At 32.9% G+C, this 18,993-nt stretch carries 22 protein-coding genes; 7 read left to right on the forward strand and 15 right to left on the reverse strand.

Features of this window, described 5'->3' with window-relative positions:
* The first annotated feature begins 21 nt into the window (after positions 1-21).
* Genes ACJMLH_RS09215 through ACJMLH_RS09225 form a run of 3 tightly spaced genes read left to right on the forward strand, consistent with a single transcriptional unit; the run spans position 22 to position 2,453 of the window.
* Positions 22-294 carry a metal-sensing transcriptional repressor gene (locus tag ACJMLH_RS09215; RefSeq protein WP_405276995.1) on the forward strand — a complete coding sequence of 91 codons (273 nt, stop codon included), beginning with the start codon at positions 22-24 and terminating at the stop codon, positions 292-294.
* 59 nt (positions 295-353) lie between these two features.
* On the forward strand, positions 354-2,225 hold the full coding sequence (locus ACJMLH_RS09220) for a heavy metal translocating P-type ATPase (RefSeq protein ID WP_405276955.1): 1,872 nt from the start codon (positions 354-356) through the stop codon (positions 2,223-2,225).
* Positions 2,226-2,249: 24 nt separating this feature from the next.
* Entirely contained in the window at positions 2,250-2,453 is a 204-nt protein-coding gene (locus tag ACJMLH_RS09225; RefSeq protein ID WP_295611063.1) for a heavy-metal-associated domain-containing protein, read from the forward strand.
* A gap of 16 nt (positions 2,454-2,469) precedes the next feature.
* On the opposite strand, the gene ACJMLH_RS09230 is transcribed toward ACJMLH_RS09225, so the two are convergent.
* Positions 2,470-3,225 (reverse strand): alpha/beta fold hydrolase, encoded by a 756-nt coding sequence (locus ACJMLH_RS09230; protein ID WP_405276958.1) that lies wholly within the window; start codon positions 3,223-3,225, stop codon positions 2,470-2,472.
* Between the two features lie 218 nt (positions 3,226-3,443).
* Here ACJMLH_RS09230 and ACJMLH_RS09235 point away from each other — a divergent pair, with 218 nt between their 5' ends.
* On the forward strand, positions 3,444-4,460 hold the full coding sequence (locus ACJMLH_RS09235; protein WP_405276960.1) for a phosphorylating glyceraldehyde-3-phosphate dehydrogenase: 1,017 nt from the start codon (positions 3,444-3,446) through the stop codon (positions 4,458-4,460).
* A gap of 33 nt (positions 4,461-4,493) precedes the next feature.
* Positions 4,494-5,333 carry a TIM barrel protein gene (locus tag ACJMLH_RS09240; RefSeq protein ID WP_405276962.1) on the forward strand — a complete coding sequence of 280 codons (840 nt, stop codon included), beginning with the start codon at positions 4,494-4,496 and terminating at the stop codon, positions 5,331-5,333.
* On the opposite strand, the gene ACJMLH_RS09245 is transcribed toward ACJMLH_RS09240, so the two are convergent.
* A complete protein-coding gene (locus ACJMLH_RS09245) occupies positions 5,330-5,842 on the reverse strand; it encodes a zinc ribbon domain-containing protein (protein WP_405276964.1) in 513 nt (170 codons plus the stop codon). The genes ACJMLH_RS09240 and ACJMLH_RS09245 overlap by 4 nt on opposite strands.
* 51 nt (positions 5,843-5,893) lie before the next feature.
* A complete protein-coding gene (locus ACJMLH_RS09250) occupies positions 5,894-6,967 on the reverse strand; it encodes a metallophosphoesterase (RefSeq protein WP_405276966.1) in 1,074 nt (357 codons plus the stop codon).
* A 79-nt stretch (positions 6,968-7,046) separates the two neighbouring features.
* Between ACJMLH_RS09250 and ACJMLH_RS09255 the strand changes: the two genes are divergently transcribed.
* Positions 7,047-8,171, forward strand: coding sequence for an AAA family ATPase (locus ACJMLH_RS09255; protein WP_405276968.1), 1,125 nt, complete (start codon positions 7,047-7,049; stop codon positions 8,169-8,171).
* Between the two features lie 17 nt (positions 8,172-8,188).
* On the opposite strand, the gene hemA is transcribed toward ACJMLH_RS09255, so the two are convergent.
* The 3 genes from hemA to ACJMLH_RS09270 are packed head-to-tail and all read right to left on the reverse strand — an operon-like array spanning position 8,189 to position 10,482.
* Complete coding sequence (gene hemA, locus ACJMLH_RS09260; protein ID WP_405276970.1) at positions 8,189-9,382, reverse strand: glutamyl-tRNA reductase; 1,194 nt, start codon at positions 9,380-9,382, stop codon at positions 8,189-8,191.
* The gene (locus ACJMLH_RS09265; RefSeq protein ID WP_405276972.1) at positions 9,372-9,998 is read right to left on the reverse strand and encodes a bifunctional precorrin-2 dehydrogenase/sirohydrochlorin ferrochelatase; all 627 of its coding nucleotides are present in this window, start codon (positions 9,996-9,998) and stop codon (positions 9,372-9,374) included. Before ACJMLH_RS09265 ends, hemA begins: the two co-directional genes overlap by 11 nt.
* Before the next feature lies 1 nt (position 9,999).
* Positions 10,000-10,482, reverse strand: coding sequence for a methanogenesis marker 9 domain-containing protein (locus ACJMLH_RS09270; RefSeq protein WP_405276974.1), 483 nt, complete (start codon positions 10,480-10,482; stop codon positions 10,000-10,002).
* A 164-nt stretch (positions 10,483-10,646) separates the two neighbouring features.
* On the opposite strand from ACJMLH_RS09270, the gene ACJMLH_RS09275 reads away from it, so the two are divergent.
* Complete coding sequence (locus ACJMLH_RS09275; RefSeq protein WP_405276976.1) at positions 10,647-11,339, forward strand: M48 family metallopeptidase; 693 nt, start codon at positions 10,647-10,649, stop codon at positions 11,337-11,339.
* Positions 11,340-11,346: 7 nt separating this feature from the next.
* Here the strand turns inward: ACJMLH_RS09275 and atwA are convergent, their stop codons facing one another.
* From atwA to rnhB, 9 genes are all read right to left on the reverse strand, one after another.
* Positions 11,347-12,945 (reverse strand): methyl coenzyme M reductase system, component A2, encoded by a 1,599-nt coding sequence (gene atwA, locus ACJMLH_RS09280; RefSeq protein ID WP_405276978.1) that lies wholly within the window; start codon positions 12,943-12,945, stop codon positions 11,347-11,349.
* Positions 12,946-13,018: 73 nt separating this feature from the next.
* Complete coding sequence (locus ACJMLH_RS09285) at positions 13,019-13,729, reverse strand: tRNA-dihydrouridine synthase (protein WP_405276997.1); 711 nt, start codon at positions 13,727-13,729, stop codon at positions 13,019-13,021.
* Positions 13,730-13,758: 29 nt separating this feature from the next.
* Positions 13,759-14,520, reverse strand: a complete 762-nt coding sequence (locus ACJMLH_RS09290; RefSeq protein ID WP_405276980.1) for a GTP cyclohydrolase III — start codon at positions 14,518-14,520, stop codon at positions 13,759-13,761.
* Positions 14,521-14,539: 19 nt separating this feature from the next.
* Positions 14,540-15,445: a 2-phospho-L-lactate transferase gene (cofD, locus tag ACJMLH_RS09295; RefSeq protein WP_405276983.1), complete on the reverse strand. Its 906-nt coding sequence runs from the start codon at positions 15,443-15,445 to the stop codon at positions 14,540-14,542.
* A gap of 9 nt (positions 15,446-15,454) precedes the next feature.
* Positions 15,455-16,219 carry a coenzyme F420-0:L-glutamate ligase gene (locus tag ACJMLH_RS09300; RefSeq protein ID WP_405276985.1) on the reverse strand — a complete coding sequence of 255 codons (765 nt, stop codon included), beginning with the start codon at positions 16,217-16,219 and terminating at the stop codon, positions 15,455-15,457.
* 35 nt (positions 16,220-16,254) lie between these two features.
* On the reverse strand, positions 16,255-16,881 hold the full coding sequence (locus tag ACJMLH_RS09305; protein WP_405276987.1) for an IMP cyclohydrolase: 627 nt from the start codon (positions 16,879-16,881) through the stop codon (positions 16,255-16,257).
* 14 nt (positions 16,882-16,895) lie between these two features.
* Complete coding sequence (locus tag ACJMLH_RS09310) at positions 16,896-17,309, reverse strand: ExbD/TolR family protein (protein WP_405276989.1); 414 nt, start codon at positions 17,307-17,309, stop codon at positions 16,896-16,898.
* Between the two features lie 8 nt (positions 17,310-17,317).
* A complete protein-coding gene (locus ACJMLH_RS09315) occupies positions 17,318-18,157 on the reverse strand; it encodes a MotA/TolQ/ExbB proton channel family protein (protein ID WP_405276991.1) in 840 nt (279 codons plus the stop codon).
* Between the two features lie 90 nt (positions 18,158-18,247).
* Positions 18,248-18,862 (reverse strand): ribonuclease HII, encoded by a 615-nt coding sequence (rnhB, locus tag ACJMLH_RS09320; protein WP_405276993.1) that lies wholly within the window; start codon positions 18,860-18,862, stop codon positions 18,248-18,250.
* Between the last annotated feature and the right edge of the window lie 131 nt (positions 18,863-18,993).

Genomic DNA, 18,993 nt, shown 5'->3' on the forward strand with positions numbered 1-18,993 from the left:
ATAGGTATAGGAGATGTTATTGTGAAAGAATGTATGGACAGTGAAAATTTACATAGAAGATTAAAAAAAATTATAGGTCAAATAAATGCAATAGATCGTATGATTGACGAAGATATCCCTTGTGAACAAATATTAATGCAAGTAAATGCATCAAAATCAGCATTACATAAAGTTGGACATATTATTGTTGAAGGACATCTCGAACACTGTGTAAAACAGGCTATAAAAGAGAAAGATGCTGATGAAGCAATAAGTGATGTATCATCAATTTTAGAATATTATTCCAGACTTTAATTTTTTTTAAAATAACTTTATATACCCTATGGGGTATACCTATACTAGGGGTTGATATTATGCATCTTAAAAGAAACCAAATAATAGACATCGTACGTATAATAATATCCGCAATAAGTTTAATTGCAAGTTTCAGCCTATCCTTCGATTACATTTCATGGATTGCAGTCCTATTATGTGGAATACCAATCTTTAAAGAATGTATTGGAGGATTAATAAAAGAATTTGATCTCAAAGCAGATTTGCTTGTTTCAATTGCTATAATCTCATCAATCATTATTGGCGAAGTATTTGCAGCAGGCGAAATTGCAACAATAATGGCCATTGGAGGCTTTTTAGAAGAATATACAGTGTCAAAAACTCAAGGAAGAATTGAAAAACTTATAAAAATGACCCCACAGGTTGCAACAAGAATTAAAAATAATATTGAAGAAAAAATATCTGTCGAAAACGTACAAGTCGGAGATATCTTAAAAGTACTTCCTGGAGAAAGTATACCTACAGACGGAATCATCATTAACGGTGAAACTTCAATAGACCAATCCACCCTTACAGGAGAATCTCTCCCTGTGGATAAAACCGTCGATGATGAAGTATACAGTGGAACAATCAATCTTTATGGATCATTTATGATGAAAACAACAAAAATCAGCCAAGACAGTTCTCTTCAAAAGTTAATAAGATTGGTTGAATCATCAAACCCTGAAAATTCAAAAATAGTTAGAACTGCAGATGCATGGGCAACACTAATTGTTGTAATCGCTTTTACAGCAGCAGTATTGACCTATTTATTTACCTTTGAAATTACTCGATCAGTTACAATTTTAGTAGTTTTCTGCCCATGCGCATTAGTTCTGGCTACACCAACTGCAATTATGGCTTCCATTGGAAATCTGACAAAATATGGAATTTTAGTAAAAGACGGAGAATCTTTAGAAGAAATGGGTCGTGTTAGTGAATTAGTATTTGATAAAACCGGAACATTAACATACGGAAAACCAAGAGTTGTTGATGTAATTTCAGATGATCCTAAAGAGATGATGTATCTTCTTGCATCCATTGAATCAAAATCAGAACACCCCCTAGCAAAAGCAATTGTAAAATATTACAACAGTACCGACTTAGCAAATGTTGATGAGTTTAAAATACACATTGGAAAAGGCATTAGCGGAACAATTAACGGTTCAGAAATAATTGCAGGTACTAAAAAACTCTTAGATGAAAAAAATATAACTATTAAAAACAATTATGATACTCAAAACGGTGAAATTGCAATATATGTAGCAAAAGACAAAAATATTATTGGACAAGTCCATCTTGCAGATACAATACGGGAAACTTCAAAAGAAACAGTATCTCATCTAAAGCGTTTAAGGATTAAAACAACATTACTTACGGGAGACAATGAAAAAACAGCGAAATACATTGCAAAAAAAGCTAAAATTAGAAACGTTAAATACAACTGTTTGCCTGAAGATAAAACAGAATACATTAAAAATGAACAGATACTTGGACATAAAGTTGCAATGATCGGTGACGGAATAAACGATGCACCTTCACTTAGAAAGGCCAATGTAGGAATAGCTATGGGAGATATTGGAAGTGATGTTAGTGTTGAAGCGGCAAATATTGCATTAATCAATGACAATATAGAAGATTTACCTCATTTAATTAGCACAGCAAGAAAGACAATACATGTCATTAATGTTAGCATTACCTTTGCATTAATACTGAACATCATAGCAATGGCGTTGGCCATTTTAGGAAAAATAAACCCAATTGAAGGTGCATTAATCCACAATATCGGATCAGTTGTCGTGATTCTATATTCATCAACATTGGTTAACTTTAAAAATCCCGAAAAAGACTGTAAAAAATCTAAAAAATTAGGTATGACTAAAACTTTAAATAAACCGATGACCAAATATTAACTATCAATAATAAGGTGATTTATTATGGCAGAAAAAGAAATTAAAGTAGTGGGTATGCACTGCCCATCATGTGTTAAAGCTGTTGAATTATGTTTATCAGATGTTGATGGAATCGAAGAAGCTAAAGCAGATTTAGATACTGGAATAACCACCATTACAATGTCTGGTGACGTAAGTGATGCAGACATTAACGAAGCCGTTGAAGAAGCAGGATTCAAAGTAGAATAGAATCCTACCCTTTTTTTTATTTTTTATAGAAATTTTTTAAAATATTTAAAATTTCCGCATTGTTTTTACCAACAAGCAGATTATGTTTTGTATTATCAAAAACAATTAGCTTAGAATCATTAATATTCTCATGCATGCTTTTTTGAACGCTCAGCAATGTTATCTCATCATACTTGCCTGCCAGAATCAATGTAGGAACTGTAATTTGAGATAATTTATCCCCAACATCAAACATCAAACAGGCATCAACTGCTTTAATGAAAGCGTCGACATTGGCATTTTGGGATGAAATCTCCCTTAACAATTCAAGTTCTTCCTTATTATCTTCAATAACATTTGGACACAATACTTTTGGCAACATAAAGTCATAAAAATCTTTAAAACCTTTATTTAATGTACTTTTAAATTGATTGAAGGTCTGTGTTAAATAACCATCAATTTTGGCAAAGCTTGACATTAACACAAGAGAATATACTTTTTCAGGATATTTGACTGTAAAATCAAGCGCGATTACTCCACCTAAGGAAAATCCTATAAGATTAACCTTTTCGACATTTAACTTATTTAAAATATTTATTAAATCATCTACATAGGAATCTATTGTTATCTCATCATTGCCTAATTCAGACTCACCATGGCCTCTTAAATCAACCCTGATGACCTGATAATCATTTTTAAGATTATTTGCTAGAAATTCCCAATACAGCAAGTTATCCGAAAGACCATGAATGAAAAGCAGGGGCTCGCCTTTTCCTTCGACTTTGTAATTCATGATACTAATTTTAAAGGTCATAAAAAATAACATTAACGATTACCCTTAAAAAACAACCTAATATTAATGTAAAACCAACAACAACATCAAAAAAATAAATAACATCAACTAACCCCTAAATATTAAAATAACGGAAACATTATATCAAATTTTAAATAAGTTAAAAAACAAATTTAATACCATATAATTTTAATTATATAAACTAAAAAGGGATTGAAATGAAAACTGTTGCTATTAATGGTTATGGAACCATCGGTAAAAGAGTGGCTGATGCAGTAGCTGCTCAAGATGACATGAAAGTAATTGGTGTAAGTAAAACTAGACCAAACTACGAAGCAAGAACCGCTGTTGAAGAAAAAGGCTATCCATTATACATTGGAATTCCGGAAAGAGAACAATTATTTAAAGATGCTGGAATTGAAATAGCAGGTACCGTTGAAGACATGATTCAGGAAGCAGATGTTGTAGTTGACTGTACCCCTGGAAGTATCGGACCTCAAAACCTTGAAATGTATAAAAAAGCTGGTGTTAAAGCTATTTATCAAGGTGGAGAAGACCATGACTTAACTGGGCTTTCATTTAATGCTATTTCTAATTATAATGACTCATTTGGTGCAGATTACACCAGAGTTGTTTCATGTAACACTACAGGATTAACCCGTACATTATTTACAATCGATGCTATTGCAGACATTAAAAAGGTAAGGGCAGTAATGGTTAGAAGAGGATCAGACCCATCTGAAATTAAAAAAGGTCCAATCAATGCAATTGTGCCAAATCCTCCAAAAGTACCATCCCACCACGGCCCTGATGTAAAAACTGTAATGAAAGGCATAGATGTTACAACTATGGCATTGCTCGTACCTACCACATTGATGCACCAACATAACATCATGGTTGAAATCAACAATGACGTTGAAACTGAAGACATTGTTGAAGCTTTAGAAAAACGTTCTAGAGTACTTGTTGTTTCTGCAGAAGAAGGATTAGGTTCTACTGCTGAATTAATGGAATATGCCAAAGAACTTGGAAGAAGCAGAAATGATTTATATGAAATTCCAGTTTGGAGAGAATCCATTAATGTCGTAGACAATGAATTATTCTATATGCAAGCAGTGCATCAAGAATCTGACGTAATTCCAGAAAACATTGATGCCATTCGTGCACTTTTAGAAATGGAAAGTGACAACGAAAAATCAATTGCAAAAACCAACAAAGCTATGGGAATATATTAAATTCCCTCTTTTACTATTTTTTTACTGATTTAAATGAAAAGCAAGGTACTTTTTGGACCTGCAGGAAGTCCTGTTAACTACAAAGGTGCAGCATATAAAGCTCCCAAATTTATTTCTGAAGAAGGATTGCACTCTTATGAATATCAATCCCCTTATGGAGTAAGAATTGGTGAAAAAGCTGCAACAACACTGAAAGAAGAATCAAAAAAACATGATATTTTAATATCCATGCACGGTCCTTATTACATTAATTTATGTGCAAAAGAAGATGAAAAACTTGAAAAAAGCATTGGTCATTTAATTTCCACCGCACGTGCGGGAGAATGGATGGGAGCCTACAGATTAGTGTTCCACCCCGGAGCATATCTGAACAGGAAACCTGAAAAAGCTATGGAAATCTCCAAAAATACCATTAACAGATTATTTGAAGAGCTCGAAGCTGAAGGGATTGAAGAGTTTACATTTGCTCCTGAAACAACAGGTAAAAGAACCCAATTAGGCAATGTCAGTGAAGTTGTTGAGTTATGTGCATCATTTGACCATTTTGAACCAACAATTGATTTTGCACATGTTCATGCAAGAGGCAGAGGATTCTTAAATAAAAAAGAGGATTATAACTGTATTTTTTCAACAATTGAAGATAATTTGGACATTGATATTCTCCATTGCCACTTTACAACAATTGAATATGGAAACGGTGGTGAAGTAAAACATCACATATTGGACGAAAGTGACGAATATGGACCAGATATCAAAGATCTGCTGGCAAATCTAATCGAAAATGGATGGAATGCAAATATCATTTGTGAAACCCCTCAAAGAGATTTGGATGCTCTTAAAATGAAAGAAATCTATGATGAGATGAAAAGCTAATAATCTTTTACAGAATCTATTAAATCATCCATTTCATTGAATAAATTATTGATATCATTTGTATCTTCTTTATTTGACCCCATATGGATGATTAGCTCATCTATTAATTCATCCATTTTATCAATAAATGCCTGCAGAGTAACTAATTTATTGTCAAGTTCTTTTTCAACGAATGGATTCTCATTGATATCCATTTCAGCCATCTTTTTTGCAATATCTGCCTGTGTGGAAAATAAGTTGTTTGATTTTGTAATTGAAGATGTGAATTTCTGATAAGCCATATGATTCGGATCAAATATTTTTTCAACTAACTCTTTAGCTTTAGCCTGTTTAATATCATATTCACTTTCCAATTCTGCAATTTTATTATCGTATTCTGCTGAAACTTTTTTTACTTCAGGTTCCTTTCTATAAACAGGCTTTCCACATTCGGAACAGAAATTTTGATCGAAATCAATTTTAGCCCCACAATAAATACAAAAATGATTATGATTATCTTCAATAGACATATTTTATTATTTAAACATTTTATTTAATAATCCTTATCGTTTTATAATGAATTATTTTTTTCTTAACTTCAAGATTACCAGTTCGGAATCTGTTCCCCACCTCATTGGAGTGTCCATTGAACCTACACCTGTTGTTACATGCAGATATTTTCCCAACTCATTTTTAAACAATCCCATATTATATTTAAACAGTATCCATGAAAAATTAACAACGGGATAAAATTGCCCTCCGTGAGTATGGCCAGACAATTGAATGTCAAAACCCAAATCACAAAATTCCTTCCAATGATATGGAACATGATAATTAATAATATTCACACATTCCGGATTGATTTTAGACTTAATTTCAACACAAGTCGGAGTTTCAATATCATCAAAGCTATATGTTAAACCATAGATGTTTAAATTCTTAAATTCGAGGCTATCATTGTCCAAAACAATCATTCCTGCATTTTTGCATGCTTTAATTACCTTGTCAATTCCAGGGTAGAAATCATGATTTCCTGGAGTGAAAACTATTGGCATGCTCACTTCCTTAAACTCTAAAAAATCATTTTCCTCAACAGTTGATGAACCATCAGCCAAATCTCCGGAAATTATTGCAATATCACAACTATTTTCTAGCTCTTTAAGTTCTGATGCAATTTGATGAATTATTTTTCTGTGGCGGACAGAACCAAAGTGGACATCAGACATATGAACAATATTAACCTCAGAAGTTAAATTGTCCAATTTCAAGGTTTCTTCATTAACAATTAATTTATGAGCTTTATAAAAATTATAAACCCCTAAAACCGGTACGATAGCTAACATGATTAGAATAATTGCTTTAGGAAGTGCAATGAACATTCCAAGCAAATAGATTATAACTAAATCTATAAAAAACATTAATGATGCCCACATCCAAACCCCATCAATGGTTGCTAATAACCTTCCCAATGCTGTGGATTTTTTAGCTTCTAAAAAAGTTGGAACTATCCGTATCAGTCCGATTGAAACAGAAAATAAAATTAAATAAATATCATTAACATTTCCAATCAGCAAAAATAGGTATTTCATTAAAAAGAACTGGAATACCATATAAAATGGAGCCGATATCAAAACCCTTCTTGTCCTAAAACTCATGAATATCAATATATCACATCAAGTATTTAAATAATTAAAACAAATGATAGTGTATAACAAAAATATCGGAGGTGAATTCTTGAAAAGTGACAATAAAAAGCCTGAAATCAAAACAACCAATCAAAAAACAACATTAATTGAAAATGAAAACAGGGAATATGCCGAGTGTGTTGTGTTGTCTCCGGTTGGTTATCCATTTGAGTTTAGCTTAATGGAAGATGATTTTAAAATTAAAAATCACAAATTATTTGAAGAATATGCCCGTGAACAGTGGCTGGGCTTGGTTGTACGTGAAAATTCACATTTATTTGATCAAAAAATCATTCCGGATTATGGTTTTGAAATCATAAGCGCAAAACCAAATAACTCCATCATAACTGAAAAAACACAAATCAAGTTAATTACTGATGAATTAGATGCAAAAAAAGACAATACTTTAATTAAATCAAATATTGGCCTCCATGATATTGTTGGACAGACTAACGCAAAAAATAAAGTTAAAGTTATAACAAAATATTTGGAAAATCCTGAAAGTTTCGGACCTTGGGCCCCTAAAAATATTTTGTTTTACGGACTTCCAGGTACTGGTAAAACCATGCTTGTCAAAGCTCTCGCAAATGAGCTTGAAGTTCCTTTGTATTTAATAAAGGCAACCTCATTAATTGGAGACCATGTTGGTGACGGTGCATCTAAAATCCAGGATTTGTTTAAAAAAGCCAGTGAAAATTCACCATCAATAATATTCATAGATGAAATTGATGCAATTGCACTTCACAGATCATTCCAATCATTGAGAGGGGATGTATCTGAAATTGTAAACTCTCTTTTAACTGAAATGGATGGAATTTCTGAAAATGAATCTGTAATAACAATCGGTGCAACAAACAATCCAACTAGCTTAGATTATGCAGTTAGAAGCAGGTTTGAAGAGGAAATCGAATTTAAATTGCCAAATGATGAAGAAAGATTAGCAATTTTGGAAAACAATCTTAAAACAATGCCATTAGACTATGATTTGGACATGGACAAACTTGTCAAACTTACAAAAGGATTGTCTGGAAGAGACATTAAGGAAAAAATCCTTAAGACAGCACTTCACAATACCATAGCTAGCGATGATGACACAATTACAATGAAAAATATTGATTATGCAATTAAAGCTAGTAAAATTAAAAATAAAGATGTTAAAGGAATGTTTGAATAACAAACATTCTCCTAATTTTATTTAAATATATATTCTGCCGCCTCTAGAATCTCAGCATTTTCTTCTTTTGCGGCATTTTTAACTTTTTTAGAAATATCGAAAAATATTTTGTTTACAATTGAATTTGTTAAATTATCTAAAATTTTTGCACTGCCATCTACATCAGCCAACTTAACCGATGCTTTTTGAGTTTCACGTTGCCTTATCTCTTCCATAGATGCTCTTAAACTACCAAGAATATCATCAACTTCCATTATTTTGAACGATTCTTTAAGTAAAATGAACTCCTCATCGATGATGTTTTCGGCCTCGCCAAATTCCTTAATTCTTAGCTGAGTATTAATATCTGCAATTTCCCTCAAATCATCAATATTGAATAACTTGACTCCCAAATCAATGACGTCTTCTGAAATATCGCGGGGATTTGCAATATCCACCATCATTAATTCATCATAAGTCCTGTCAATGCCCAATAATCTTTCTTTGTCGATTATGCTGTGAGGAGCACTGGTCGCACTAATCACCAAATCTGCTTCAGCCAAATATCTTTCCAAATCACTGAACAAAATAGCTTCCCCATCCAAATCCTTGGCAAGTTCTACAGCAACATAATAAGTACGATTTGCAACAAAAATAGCATGCAAATCTTTTTCGGCAAGTGCTTTTGCAACTAATCTGCCCATTTTTCCTGCACCAATAACCAAAACGGACTTCTCATCCAAACTTCCCATGTGCTTTTCTGCAAGGTCAATCGCAGCAGAACCTATAGAAACAGACCCCTTGTTAATGTTAGTCTTGTTTCTTACGACTTGACCTACATGAATTGCCTTTGTAAAAACAGCATCAAGAACACGACCGCAATGATGGTTTTTCATTGCCTTATGTTTTGCATCCTTTACTTGTCCCAAAATCTGGTCTTCACCTACAATCATTGATTCCAAACCGGAAGTCATACGCAACAGATGCATAACCGCTGATTGACCATATTCAATTATGATACTCTGGTTTTCATGGGACAGCAATTTTTCATCCTCTGAAATATAGTCACTGTGAATGTAATATTCCTTCCTGTTACATGTGGAAATTTCAACATATTCTCCGATTGAATATTTTTCCTGCAATTTCCAAAATAACTCATCTATATCCTTTGAAATTTTTTCCATTGTGTGTATATCTGCAATTTTATGGTCAACTCTTAAATTAAGTATCATGGCAATCCCCTATCAAATCATCAATGTAACATTTTGCATCATCAATTTGCTTATTTTTAATAAAATCATTAATTTTTTCATCCTCAAAAATTTCATAAAGGTATTCTCTGCGTTCTTTTTGGTCTTCAACAGATTCCTTTAAAATTGAACGTGCATAATCCTGGAGTTCAATTTCCAAAATATCCTCTTCAGAAATAATTGATTGAATCTTTTTTCTTAATTGACGAGCCATTAATGGACTTTTACCATTAGTAAAAATAGATATTTCAATTTCCCCAATATTAAAGCTTGTTGGAACAATTATATTCCCATCATATGGGCGGTCAGCACGATTTAGTAATTTGTCTCCTGCAATAGTGGAAACATAATCTGACAGTTCTTCGTCCCCACTTGCAACAACGACCAAATCACTCCATTCAACCAATTCATCAACATGTTGAGTGGAACATAAAACAGCCCCCTTATCTTCCAACTCACCAGACAAATTAGTTCCAGCCAACATTACATTGGCTCCATGGTCTAAAAATTTATTTGCCCTTCGGGTTGCAACCTCACCTGTGCCCAATATAAAGACATTTAAATCAGAAGTTTTTAAATAAAGTGAAGTCCAATCCATTTTAATCAGAATTTTCAAGAGATCTTGTATGCAATACTTTTACAGCAGCCCTTAAATCATTATTACATTCGGTTAAAACATTCATAGCTTCAAGTTTTGATACGTGGAATGTTTCTGCTAGAGCTTCAGCCCTTTCATCAGGATCTGGTTTTTGAACACCGACCAGTCTTTCTGACAATTCTTTTTTTAAATCCAAATACTCATCATGACTCATTCCCATATTCCTTAAAGTCATATCTCTTAATGGGCATGGTTTTGATGGTTTGCAACACCAGACAAGTGATCCGAAACAGGTCCCTGCTCCTTCACCTAACCGGGTTTCTCTTCCAAATTGAACTTTGATATCCACAAATTCCTGTGGAGTTAAATTAACTTGCTGTAAAGCATTTAATACTGGACATGGTTTTACTGGAGGACAGCAAAAAGCAAGCCCTCTTATGTCTCCTCCCCTACAAATATGAGATGGTGCATCTTCCCAAGTCATTATAAACCTCCAAAATAAAATAATTCATTTCAATAATTGATAAATATAAAATAATAATATAATTTATTTAAATAATAGATATATAATCTTTTGTATAAGAAAAAATAAAATAATTTTAAATGAATTAATTTAAATCCAATAATAATATAATTTAGGTTAAAAAAATGACTAAAGAAACATTAACAATCGAAAATATTACTTTCACACTAGAGAGAAAAAACATTAAAAGAATGTATTTGCGTGTTTTGCCTCCGAAGGGGGAAGTAAAAGTTTCAGCACCTAATTTTTTATCTGATGAAGAAATATTCAATTTTGTCATATCAAAAAAAGATTGGATTTTAAAAAAACAAAAATATATCCACGAAAATGGCATTAAAGCTCCATTAAAATATGATAATGGTGAGAAACATTATCTCTGGGGCAGACCATATACTTTACAGCTAATAAAAAATGATACAATAAAGAATGTCGTGATAGATGAAGACAAATCAATGCTGTATTTACCAATTCCAAAAAGAAGCACCATTGAAAAAAGAAAAAATATATTGGATGAATTCTACAGGTTACAAATGCAGACAGCAATCCCTACAACCTTAGACAAATGCGCAAAAATCGTTGGAAAAACACCATCTGAAGTAAAAATAAGAAAAATGAAGAACTGGGGAAACTGCAGATATCATGATAAAAGAATTACATTAAATTTAAATCTTGCAAAAAAAGATCCCGAATGTCTGGAATATGTGATGATTCATGAATTATGCCATCTAATAGAATTCAATCATGGTAAAAAATTCAAAAAATTAATGGACAAATTTTGTCCAAATTGGAAAGAAATAAAAAAAAGATTAAATGAATAAGAAGATTTTACTCTCTTTTAAGCATGTCTTCTTTTTCATCTACAGTTAATTTGTCAACAATCTGTTCAGGAGTACCTACTTCCAGGAGTTTACCTCCTCTCATTAAGGCAGCTCTATCACAAACATCTAAAACAAAGTCCATATCGTGAGAAACAATGATGAATGTTTGTTCTAATTCTGTACGAGCTTTTAAAATAGAATCTGTAACAGTAACACGAGTAATTGGATCCATAGTACCTGTTGGCTCATCCAACACGATGAGATTAGGCTCTTTGATTAATACTTGTGCAAGTGCGATTCTGTGTTTTTCTCCTACACTTAACTGGTCAGGATACTTATCAAGAATCATATTTGCATTTTCTTCAGTGAATCCAACTGTAGTCAATGCATGAATTGCCTTAATTTTTCCAAATTCGGCAGGTAAGTTTAAACTAATAGCATCAGTTAAATTACCAAGAATTGTTCTGTGAGGATATAATGAATATTCTTGGTGTAACAAACCAATATACGGCATGATACGTCCACGGTTAAGAGGACCTACTTTAGTCATGTCAATCCATTCATCACCAAGTTTAATTTGAATTACACCGCTACTTGGTTCAGTTAATCCCATTAACATCCTGGTAGTTGTGGTCTTACCGGAACCACTTAATCCAACAATACCGAAGATTTCTTCCTTATTAATAGTTAAATCAACTCCGTCAACCGCTTTAACTACACCACGTTCGATGGAGTAATAATGCTTTTTGACATTTTCAAGAACCACTTCTGGTTCTCCAAATTCAGGAATTTCTGGTTTTTGAGGAATAGGAACAGTTGCCATAAATTCATCAACAACTTTTTGAGGATCTCCTTCCTCTTTAATTTGACCATCTTCTAACCAGATTACATTATCTGCAAGTTCAATCATTACTTCAGGCCAATGGGAAGTGATTAACATGGTGATTCCTTCATCTTTTACCCCTTCTTTTAAAGTATTGTGAAGTTTTTCTGCAGTTTGTGGATCCAATGTACCCGTTGGTTCATCAGCTAAAAACATCATAGGATTTTTAGCTAGTTGTCTTGCAAGTACGACCCTTTGCTTTTCCCCACCACTTAAATCACGAGCAATGTGAGTAATCCTATGGTTCATTTGAACCATTTCCAATAATTCCAAAGCGAAATAAATTTTTTCCTCATAATCCTTTTCGTCACGCATTGCTCTCATAACATTTTCGATTACAGTTTCTTCATCATACAATGCGAAGTTACGTTGCAACATGATGGAAATTCTTCTTTTAATACTTGCGAATAATTTTCTTTCACAATTGAAGAAATCAACTTCTTTAGCTTCAAAGGTTGCTCCACAACTACATTTATCACCCACGTGAGATGGAGAGTCTACAAGTCCACATTCTGGACAAACAGCAATATTAATTAATATTTGACCACCATCAGGTTTGTAATCTAATGTACCTCTGAGCATATTGATTAAAACAGATTTTCCACTACCACTACGTCCTAAAATTCCTAAAGTTTCTCCCTCATTAATTTTTAAATTAATATCTTTAAGAACATCAACACCATCAAAAGTTTTTGTAATATTCTTAAGAGTTATAAAATCCATGAAATCACCTATTGAAATAATCTTTATTTTAAACCATTAATAATGTTTTCTAATAACAATTGTTTTAAAAATCTTAAAAATCAGATAGGTTAAAATCCAAATTGCCAGAAATAACTCCACGGGCTATTGAAAAACCATCAACACCAGTAGCAACCATTTTTTGAGCATTGAGTTTACTATTAACTGAATTATTTCCAATCACTTGAATTTGAACATTATTGCAAATTTCTCTTAAAAGATTATAATCTGCATCGAAAACTCCTTTTTTCATAGCATCAATATGTAGATAATTTGCACCTGCATCTTCAATCAAACAAGCTATTTTTAAAGTATCAACATCTTCAACATTTGCCCGAATTTTTACTGAAACTTCACAATCAACATTATCCACAACTTGAGAAATAAAATCTTCTAAATCCTCTCTTTTTAACATTTCTTGCCCACAACCAATAGCTAAAATTTCTTCTTGGCGACAATGACAATTAATTTCAACAATATCCAAATCGTTTATTTTACCAACTTCAATAATTGGTTGCGGAGTTGTTGCCCTTACATTTGCTGATACCTTAACACCACTATGAAGTTTTTTAATTGAAGCAACTTCACTTTCAATATGTGAAAAAATCTCATCCAACGGAAAATCAAACTCTTTTCTCCCCCTTTCAATGATTTTTTTGCTTGCTTCAATCGTAGGAGCATCTAAACTGTATCCCCCCAAAGTAGCTACATCAAAACCATGAGGAATAACCTTATTTAAAAAACTAGCATTAGTTATTCCCGCCATGGGCGCAACTACCTTAATCATAATATTCCTCAATATTCTTTTTCGATTACCCAAGTCCACATTTCATTATTATGAGCACGAATTTCTTCAAGACCTATATCTGCCATATATGCTGCATCTTCAGCATTCTTTCCACGACCGATACCTGCTTTAAGTTTTATGCCAATTTCTTCATCGATTTCAACCATAATATCTTCAATATCCTGTTCAGACAATCCATTACATGGAGACATGAAGTTGTCACCACCGATAAAGAATAATAATGCTCCTTTTTTAATTAATTTAGTCATTAAATAATGTTGAGCTTTATTAACCATGAAACTAGTATCGAATGCGGATTCTATATCTGTTAATGTTTCAGTTACACTATTTATATCAATGTGAGCTGCTTGAACAAAACTGTCTTCTTCATCAACTAAACTGTCAACAGCTAAAATTTCCTTTCTTTCGCCTGATTGAGCACTACCTGCTTTTTGAAGAGCAATAGTAGCTAATTTTTGAGCTTCATGAGGAGTTTCAGCAGCACCTACGCCCATACTGATTGTAATAGGATATCTATTTCTAATTGATCTTTGAATTCTTAAATGGTCTTCTTCATTAAGGCCATTTGAAATTGCAAGCAAATTATCAAATCTGGTGAAGAAAACTAAACCTTTCTTATTGCCGAAATGGTTATTTAAATCAGCAAATAAATTTGCTTGTAGCATTTGCAAGTCAGATTCAGTACGCGGTCTTGGAGTAACAGTCCAAGGCCCATAGTTGTCAATTTGTATTAATGTCATTTGTATCATTGAATAATCGCCTCTTCAATTAAGGAATACTATCAATAATTATTTCAGCCAAATTTTTTTTAGCATCTAAATTATTCATTATTGTATTTGTAACTATTACCTTATTAATTATTTGATTTACCTCAACTTTTTTATCAATATCATCATTGTCAATAACAAATGTATCTAAAAAATCTTGGTATAATGATGCAACACCTACTGATGAAACATCAATGTCTAATGCTTTCATAAATTTACTGGCAGGACCGCTAACACTATCATTACCAATGATTGGTGAAACTGCAACAACATAAGCATTTATTAAAGCTTCCCTTACACCGTCAAGGGACAATATTGGGGAAATAGAAGTAATCGGATTTGAAGGCCCAATTATCACGGCATCGGAATTATTTATAGCTTCAATAATCCCCTCAGTTGGTGAAACCTTTGAAAATTTAAGATCCAAAACTTCAGGTTCAGATTGGTGTTTTATTAAAAAATCATGAAATTCCAATTCCCCTATGTCAGTGACAATTTTAATTTCAGAGTTTTCTTCACTCATTGGAATAATCTTACAGGTCAAACCCATGTTTTCAGCTTGAATTTCACATGCTTTTGCAAGACCATATTTTTCCATTAACTGAGTTTTTTGTATTTTGGTTGCACGGTCCTTATCTCCAATCCTAAGTAATTCAGCACAACCGATTTCCTCCAACCTTTCATGAGTGATGAATGTGTCTCCTTTAATTCCATACCAAAACTCATCATTGATCAAATCGGACATTGTGTACAATACTGTATCGATGTCTGCAGACACATAAACACCTGAAAAATAGTCATTTTCCAAAGTATTTACAATAATAGTCAATTCACTTGGATCAATAATTTCCTTTAACCCTTGCAATAATTTAGGAGTTCCTGTCCCCCCTGATAAAACAGTAATCATAAAAATCACTTAATTTCTAAATACATCAAATTCTTTTGGCATGAGTAGTGAACTAATATTGGATTCTGTATCTCTTAAATCATCAAAATTAGTGAATCCTCGAATCAAAACAACTGGAAGGCCTTCATCTGCCTGACCCATAATTAATGAAGCAGCTGCAGATAATTCATCAGCAGTGGCAATTTCAGTAGTTTCCAACTCTCTACCATATAAATCTTTTTCACCCACCCTTTTCCAAAGAGGAGTGATTCCAGAACATCCAATTGCAGTTCCAATAGCGCCAAATCTAAATGCTCTGCCTTGAGTGTCTGTGATAATTACCGCAATTTCTTGGTCAAATTCTTTTTCTAAAAATTCACGGATTTTGAAAGCGGAACCATCAGCATCCTTCGGCATTGGAGTGGCCAGGCCATCACCAACATTTGATTCATCAATACCAGCATTAGCACAAACAAATCCATGTTTAGTTTCAGTGATAATGAATTTCGGACCAACCCTTACCACTTCAACAGATTCATCCAAAATAGCTTGAACGAGTTTTGGATCTTTTTTAGCTTTTTCTGCAAGTTCAAAAGCTTTCTCACTTGGAGTCAAATCATCCAAAACAATAAAATTGTCTTCAGCTTTTGAAATTAAAGTCTCTGCAATTAAAATTATATCCCCGTGTCTAAGTTCACAGCCTTGCTTAATAATCGCATCTTTAATAATCTTTGCGATATCGCTAGAACTGTCAACAATGGGAATGTCTTCTAAACCAATCAATTCAATACTCATAATATCATCTAAAAGAAATTAAAAAAAAAATAAAATTATGGATTATAGATATCTATATTCCATTCTCCATCAAACACAGCAGCACATGAAGTTACTGGCTTTTCATAATTTGCAAAAGTGCCTTCATCAAAAATAAATTTAGCTGAACTGGTTGCATCTTTTGCTTCAAAATCAACCAAATCAGGTACCTGACTTCCATATGTTGAAATAAATGCAGCTTTACCATATGGAACTTGCTCAACTAATATCTTTTTATCGTTGACAATTCCAATATAGGATTCATATTCATCTTCATTGTCAGTTGATGTGACAACAGCAGCAATTCTTGGAGTATTGTAGTCATCTTTTTCATAATCCATAGTAAGCAATGAATATGCAAGTGCATCTTTTATATTCATTCCTAAAGCTATTTTATCTGCTATGACATCAGTTTGAGAACCGTTAGATACAATAGCCATATCCCTTTCAATACGGATACAATTATATGAAATATAAATGCTCTCAAAAACGTCTTTTTCGAAACCTTCTTTTGGAACAATAGCAGCGCGACCGTCAAATTTTAAACATTGCCTATTAGGAAATGACCTGCTTGAAACGCGATATGCTACAAAAGGTTTACCGTCAGTATTCATCCCAGTTGATAAAATTCTTCCTGTATACATAATTATTCCTCAATTTAAAGTTCAGGACGATGAACAGCCGCATCTGGAGAGACTCCTGGAGGAGTTGTAATAACAATTTCACCAGGTTTAATAGTTACTTGACCTTCATCAATAACTCTTGCTTGAACCCCCACGGCACCTCCGGCTATCGCATCCGACCGATCTTGTCCGTTAACAGTAACTTTATGCAAATTAGCTACTGGAACCACATAATATTCCTGATCTCCAGAAACATCAGTAACATTTGGTTTTCCGGTTGCATCGTTTGCAACATCAGAAACATCAGATTGAACATCTGTAGCTGAAAAATTACTAGTAACCACTAAGAAAATCATTATTGTAAAAAGAATATCAATAAAAGGAACTAAATTGATACTTGGTTTTTGATCCAAAACTTTCTTTTTATGTTTTCTAACATCAATAGCCACAAAATCACCTATTGTTTCAGTTTACTTTCAGTAATTTCAGCATTTACATTACATTTCTCTAAAATAATATTTGAAATACTTTTATCTAACATACTCGGTTTAAATGAAACCTTAATATTGGCATAAGGGTCTGAAATCAGTCTTGTGTTTACAACGCCTTCTGCTTTTTGAAGAGCTTCAAGTGCACATTCCACATTGGAATCCACTCTTACTTTAACAACCGCAAAACCCCAGTTGGTCATTTTTGTAGCTAGTTCAATTTTATCCATTTCGGCTTCGATAAGCTCTTGAATATAAGTATAAATAGGCAATAGAACAATAGCAACTAAAAGACCCATAATGGTAGTTGTCAGTGCTGTGTAAATCCCTTCAGCCATAGCTGCGGAATCCGGATGAACGCCCAATGCTTTAAATGTCATCCAAATACCAATAACAGTACCAATTAAACCTAAAAAAGGAGCAAGCTCAGTAATAGTTTTAATGGTGCTTAATCCTTTTGTCATCTTAGCTACTTCAACAATGAAAATTTGCTCCATACTTTCTTCAACTTCAGTTTTGTTTTTGTAACCAATTTTTAAAGTTTCAGAAATAATTTTAGAAATAGGATTTTTAAAATTATTAATCTGTTTTAATGCTTCAACCGCACCTCCTCGTTCCATAGATGCAGTAACAACACCAAAAATCTCAGTAGTATCAACTTTACTGATTTTTTTAAGATAAGCAATTTTTCTTATTGAAATAACCAAACCATAAATTCCAATAAATAGAATTATATAAGTAATAATTCCTCCTTGAGTGAAAATATCTGCAATTCCATCAAGAAAAGGAGTAATATATTCAATAATCATTTTTATCCTCTATATAATATTTCATCGAAAATTTTATAAGATTAAATATATTATTCCATATACTTAAATATTATTTAAAAAAATAGAAAATCATTTCATTTTAGCGACGGTTGCCCAAGACCTTCTTACGAAATCTGGCATCTCATCATAAGTATAATTTGTTAAAAATTCTTTTGTCTTCGGATCGGACGGATAACCAGAACCTATGCCTCCAGACTTTATAAATTCCTTGTTTATTTGTGCAATTCGGTCATCTCTTTCTGCTTTGGCAATTATTGAGGCTGCACTAACTTCAATATATTTATCATCTGCCTTATGCTCTGCAATTACATTCAATCCTGTGTCCTTGCATAAATTTTCCTGGAAACGTTCGGCTTTTACATCAACCGCATCGACAATCGCCTTTTCGGGCTTCATTTTTAATAAAATTGATTCCATAGCATTTTTTTCAATTTCATTTAAGTTAATGCCATTAGCTCTCATTTCATCGATTTCACGAGCAGAAATAACAACAATCTCATAATCAAACATTTTTTTAAGTTTTCGAGATAAAATTGTACGTCTATGAGGCACTAATCTTTTGGAATCTTTTACACCCATACGTTCGAGGACCTTTTCCATTTTTTCAGGAACAACAACTCCCGCAATAACCAACGGGCCTAAAACAGAGCCTCTTCCAGCCTCATCAATACCCAGAATATCCATAAAAATCAACAAAAAAAGTAAAAAAAAAGAAATAAATAAAAAATATTTATTTCATAGCCCTAAGACGGACTTCAGGTTCTAATGCAAGTGGTTCTGCAGCAACAATAGCAGTACCTTTTGCAACAACAGTC

The sequence above is a fragment of the Methanobrevibacter sp. genome, assembly GCF_045116495.1.
In the GTDB taxonomy this organism is placed as follows: Archaea; Methanobacteriota; Methanobacteria; order Methanobacteriales; family Methanobacteriaceae; genus Methanocatella.

What these genes read in the sequence shown, in the direction of transcription:
- ACJMLH_RS09315 (WP_405276991.1), bottom strand. Translation starts at nt 18,157, where the DNA reads ATGATTATTGAATATATTACTCCTTTTCTTGATGGAATTGCAGATATT.
- ACJMLH_RS09250 (WP_405276966.1), bottom strand. Translation starts at nt 6,967, where the DNA reads ATGAGTTTTAGGACAAGAAGGGTTTTGATATCGGCTCCATTTTATATG.
- ACJMLH_RS09270 (WP_405276974.1), bottom strand. Translation starts at nt 10,482, where the DNA reads ATGACTTGGGAAGATGCACCATCTCATATTTGTAGGGGAGGAGACATA.
- ACJMLH_RS09225 (WP_295611063.1), top strand. Translation starts at nt 2,250, where the DNA reads ATGGCAGAAAAAGAAATTAAAGTAGTGGGTATGCACTGCCCATCATGT.
- ACJMLH_RS09235 (WP_405276960.1), top strand. Translation starts at nt 3,444, where the DNA reads ATGAAAACTGTTGCTATTAATGGTTATGGAACCATCGGTAAAAGAGTG.
- ACJMLH_RS09265 (WP_405276972.1), bottom strand. Translation starts at nt 9,998, where the DNA reads ATGGATTGGACTTCACTTTATTTAAAAACTTCTGATTTAAATGTCTTT.
- ACJMLH_RS09275 (WP_405276976.1), top strand. Translation starts at nt 10,647, where the DNA reads ATGACTAAAGAAACATTAACAATCGAAAATATTACTTTCACACTAGAG.
- hemA (WP_405276970.1), bottom strand. Translation starts at nt 9,382, where the DNA reads ATGATACTTAATTTAAGAGTTGACCATAAAATTGCAGATATACACACA.
- atwA (WP_405276978.1), bottom strand. Translation starts at nt 12,945, where the DNA reads ATGGATTTTATAACTCTTAAGAATATTACAAAAACTTTTGATGGTGTT.
- ACJMLH_RS09285 (WP_405276997.1), bottom strand. Translation starts at nt 13,729, where the DNA reads ATGGCGGGAATAACTAATGCTAGTTTTTTAAATAAGGTTATTCCTCAT.
- ACJMLH_RS09220 (WP_405276955.1), top strand. Translation starts at nt 354, where the DNA reads ATGCATCTTAAAAGAAACCAAATAATAGACATCGTACGTATAATAATA.
- ACJMLH_RS09305 (WP_405276987.1), bottom strand. Translation starts at nt 16,881, where the DNA reads ATGTATACAGGAAGAATTTTATCAACTGGGATGAATACTGACGGTAAA.
- ACJMLH_RS09230 (WP_405276958.1), bottom strand. Translation starts at nt 3,225, where the DNA reads ATGAATTACAAAGTCGAAGGAAAAGGCGAGCCCCTGCTTTTCATTCAT.
- ACJMLH_RS09290 (WP_405276980.1), bottom strand. Translation starts at nt 14,520, where the DNA reads ATGATACAAATGACATTAATACAAATTGACAACTATGGGCCTTGGACT.
- cofD (WP_405276983.1), bottom strand. Translation starts at nt 15,445, where the DNA reads ATGATTACTGTTTTATCAGGGGGGACAGGAACTCCTAAATTATTGCAA.
- ACJMLH_RS09245 (WP_405276964.1), bottom strand. Translation starts at nt 5,842, where the DNA reads ATGTCTATTGAAGATAATCATAATCATTTTTGTATTTATTGTGGGGCT.
- ACJMLH_RS09240 (WP_405276962.1), top strand. Translation starts at nt 4,494, where the DNA reads ATGAAAAGCAAGGTACTTTTTGGACCTGCAGGAAGTCCTGTTAACTAC.
- ACJMLH_RS09300 (WP_405276985.1), bottom strand. Translation starts at nt 16,219, where the DNA reads ATGAGTATTGAATTGATTGGTTTAGAAGACATTCCCATTGTTGACAGT.
- rnhB (WP_405276993.1), bottom strand. Translation starts at nt 18,862, where the DNA reads ATGGATATTCTGGGTATTGATGAGGCTGGAAGAGGCTCTGTTTTAGGC.